Annotated in this window: 4 protein-coding genes; 3 read left to right on the plus strand and 1 reads right to left on the minus strand. The window is 63.7% G+C overall.

Annotated elements, in window-relative coordinates; all coding sequences use genetic code 11:
- The first annotated feature begins 302 nt into the window (after window positions 1-302).
- Both QOC69_RS06575 and QOC69_RS06580 read left to right on the plus strand, forming a co-directional pair.
- Window positions 303-1,250: an NADP-dependent oxidoreductase gene (locus QOC69_RS06575; protein WP_526437579.1), complete on the plus strand. Its 948-nt coding sequence runs from the start codon at window positions 303-305 to the stop codon at window positions 1,248-1,250.
- Between the two features lie 58 nt (window positions 1,251-1,308).
- Window positions 1,309-2,160, plus strand: a complete 852-nt coding sequence (locus QOC69_RS06580) for an LLM class flavin-dependent oxidoreductase (protein ID WP_526437575.1) — start codon at window positions 1,309-1,311, stop codon at window positions 2,158-2,160.
- A 65-nt stretch (window positions 2,161-2,225) separates the two neighbouring features.
- On the opposite strand, the gene phoU is transcribed toward QOC69_RS06580, so the two are convergent.
- Window positions 2,226-2,879, minus strand: a complete 654-nt coding sequence (gene phoU, locus QOC69_RS06585) for a phosphate signaling complex protein PhoU (protein WP_526437577.1) — start codon at window positions 2,877-2,879, stop codon at window positions 2,226-2,228.
- Window positions 2,880-3,012: 133 nt separating this feature from the next.
- Between phoU and QOC69_RS06590 the strand changes: the two genes are divergently transcribed.
- On the plus strand, window positions 3,013-3,081 hold the full coding sequence (locus QOC69_RS06590; protein ID WP_526437581.1) for a hypothetical protein: 69 nt from the start codon (window positions 3,013-3,015) through the stop codon (window positions 3,079-3,081).
- Window positions 3,082-3,255: the final 174 nt, after the last annotated feature.

The raw sequence follows: 3,255 nt of genomic DNA on the forward strand, positions 1-3,255 counted from the left end.
GCGATCTGTTCGAGGGTGGTCTCCTCGAATCCTTGCTCGATGAACAGTTCTTTGGCCCGTTCGGCGATCTGCGCCTGAACGCTGCGGCGTGTCATGTCGCGAAGCCCCGACGTGGGGCGCGACGGCAGATTCATGGAGGGGATCCTATCGTGACGAAACCGTCTTGACTAGTCGTACATGTCATCCATAGACAGATTAGGCTACAATGGACAGAGACGCCACGAACACACGCCGAACCATGCAGATCCGGCCACGGCGGAACAGCCGTCACCGAGACAAGAGGAGGAAGACTCGTGAAAGCGATGCGTTACAGCGAATTTGGTGGTCCCGAGCTGATCCGGGAGGACGAGGTCGCACCACCGAGCGCCGCGCCGCCTGGTGACGTGGTGATTCGGATGGCAGCCACCAGTGTCAACGGCGCGGACTGGAAGCTCGGGGAAGGTGCCCTAAAGAACGTCGTGCACCTGGACTTCCCCTTCACCGTCGGGCTGGACTTCTCGGGCGTCGTGTTGGAGCTCGGAGCCGGTGTCGAGGGCTTCGCCGTGGGGGATCGCGTCTACGGCGGAGTTCATTTCGACCGATGCGGCACCTATGCCGAGATCATTTCGGTTCCCGCAGACACGGTGTGCAAGGCACCGCAGTCGATTCCTCTGGCGACGGCGGCTGCGGCGCCGGTCGGCGCACAGACCGCCTGGGGTGCGCTGTTCTTGGAGGACCAGGGCAACCTTCAAGCCGGACAGAAAGTCCTGATTCATGGCGGCGCTGGCGGGGTTGGCAGTTTCGCGGTACAGCTGGCGAACTGGCGCGGCGCTCACGTCATCGTCACCGCCTCCAAGCGGAACCACGACTATCTCCGGTCACTGGGCGCGCACGATACGATCGACTACCGCACCACCCGTTTTGAGGACGTGGTGCACGACGTCGATGTCGTCTTCGATTGCGTCGGTGGTGAGTTGGCGACGCGCTCGGTGCCGATCATCACCAAGGGCGGGCGGCTCGTCTCCATCGCGTCGCCACCAGACGCGGAGGTCGCCGACCTCGCCGCCACCCACGGCGTGCAATCCTCGTTCTTCCCCGGCGACCCCGGCCACGACACTCTGCAACAGATCACCGACCTCATCGACGCCGGGACGCTGCGCGTCGTCGTCACCGAGGAATACCCACTCGCTCGGGCCGCCGAGGCGCTCGCCAAGAACCAGCAGGGGCACACGCGCGGCAAGATCCTGCTGACCATCAGCCCCACCGACTGACCGTCAACCTCAAGCTCGGGTGCGCACAGCGCGTCATCGTTACTCGAAAGGACTCTCAATGAAGATCGGAATCGGCCTGCCGAACGGCAGCGCAGGCGTTCGTGGCTCAACGATGCTGGAGTGGATCCGGCGAGCCGAACATCGTGGATTCGACGTGGTCTCCACGATCGACCGGCTGGTCTATCCCAGCTTTGATTCGATCATCGGATTGGCGCTGACCGCCGGAGCCAGCAGCAGCCTCGCATTGCAGACCAACATCCTTCTCGCTCCGCTGTATTCGCCGGCGGTTCTCGCCAAGCAGTTGGCCAGCCTCGCCGACGCCGCGGGCAACCGCCTCACCGTCGGCATCGCCCCCGGTGGCCGCGAAGACGACTTCATCGCTGCCGGTGTGGACTTCCACGCCCGCGGACGCTTGCTTGACGACGAAATGACGCTCATGCGCCACGCCTGGCAAGGCGAGCCGGTCATCGACGGCACCGCCATTTGTGCCGCGCCAGTGCAGATTCCGGTTCTGTTCGGGGGCTTTACCAACGCAGCGGTTCGCCGTGTCACACAACTCGGAGACGGCTGGGTCTCCGGGGCTCTGCGCGACTACGAGGCTGAAGCGGCGTTCGCCGATCGCGTTCGGACTGCGTGGCTCGAAGCCGACCGTCCCGGTGACCCGCAATTTCACACCTGTGTGAACTTCGCCATCGGTGATGACGCCGATGCCGGGCGCCAGCACATTGGCCGTTACTACGGATTCGTTCCCGATTACGCCGAACTCAACATCGCCGACATGCTCACCTCCGCAGAAGGCGCGCGCCAAACCGTGAAGGCGTATCGCGATCTGGGATTCGACAGGCTCCTCTTTCACCCCACCGTCACATCGATAGAACAGGTTGATCGCCTCGCCGACGCAGTGCTGTGAGGCCACGCGAAACCGCCGAGACATCGCTGCCAATCGACCCCCAACCCCCGCCGATCGGGACTGGGCTAATCGTCCGAGGGTGTCTTTTGGCCGGTCGCCTGGAAGATGACTCTGCGGCCAATCGCAACGGCGTGGTCGGCGAAGCGTTCGTAGAACCGACCTAGCAGGGTGACGTCTACCGCCGACTCGACTCCGTGTTTCCATTCTTTGTCCATGAGGATGGTGAAGATGTGGCGGTGCAGGTCGTCCATCGCATCGTCGTCGTGACGAATTTGCGCGGCCTTGTGCGGGTCGGATGACAGCACGACGTCTTTGGCGGCGAGGCCGAGGTCGACGGCGATGCGGCCCATCTCGGCGAAGTATCCGTTGACCTCTTCGGGCAGTGCGTATGACGGGTGGCGTCGGCGGGCGATCTTGGCGACGTGCAGGGCCAGCCCGCCCATGCGCTCGGCGTGGGCCACGTTCTGGATTGAGCCGACAATGGCGCGCAGGTCACCTGCGACGGGAGATTGCAACGCCAGCAGGACGAATGCGGACTCTTCGGCTTTGGTCTTCATCTCGACGAGTCGTTGGTGGTCGGTGATGACTTGCTCGGCTTGGAACAGATCGGCTTGAAGCAGTGCCTGGGTTGCGCGTTCCATCGCGGTGCCCGCGCTCCCGCACATCGCACCGAGGGAGGTGGTGAGTGCGTCGAGTTGTTCATGGAACGCGGTGCGCATGCGACAACGATAGGACCTCCCGGGTGTGTTGCAGCGCAGCCGGTGAACCCGTCGCTCGGGGGTCGGTTACGTGGCGCTGTCTGACATTGTGGCCAAGGTTCTCGGATTCCTACGGGCTGGCTATCCGGAAGGGGTGCCGGGTCCAGACCAAGTGCCACTGTTCGCGTTGATGCGTCGGCGACCGTCCGACGTGAAGCCTTAGCCGTAGCAAGCGAGTTGGCGGCCAGCGGTGAGCGATCATCTCGACTCGCTAATCCGAAAATGATGGTGAGCTGACTGGGGAGGCCGCACGTCGATGTGGCCGTGCGGTGACGGCGGGACGGGTGCGTGGTGATGGTCAGGCTGCTGGGGTGAGGGTGACGGTGTAGCCAAGTGC

Origin of the sequence: Mycobacterium sp. (genome assembly GCF_032162105.1) — a bacterium.
GTDB lineage: Bacteria > Actinomycetota > Actinomycetes > Mycobacteriales > Mycobacteriaceae > Mycobacterium.

Bases quoted from the DNA above. Each gene is read 5' to 3' on its own strand.
- phoU (WP_526437577.1), bottom strand. From the start codon at position 2,879: ATGCGCACCGCGTTCCATGAACAACTCGACGCACTCACCACCTCCCTC.
- QOC69_RS06580 (WP_526437575.1), top strand. From the start codon at position 1,309: ATGAAGATCGGAATCGGCCTGCCGAACGGCAGCGCAGGCGTTCGTGGC.
- QOC69_RS06575 (WP_526437579.1), top strand. From the start codon at position 303: ATGCGTTACAGCGAATTTGGTGGTCCCGAGCTGATCCGGGAGGACGAG.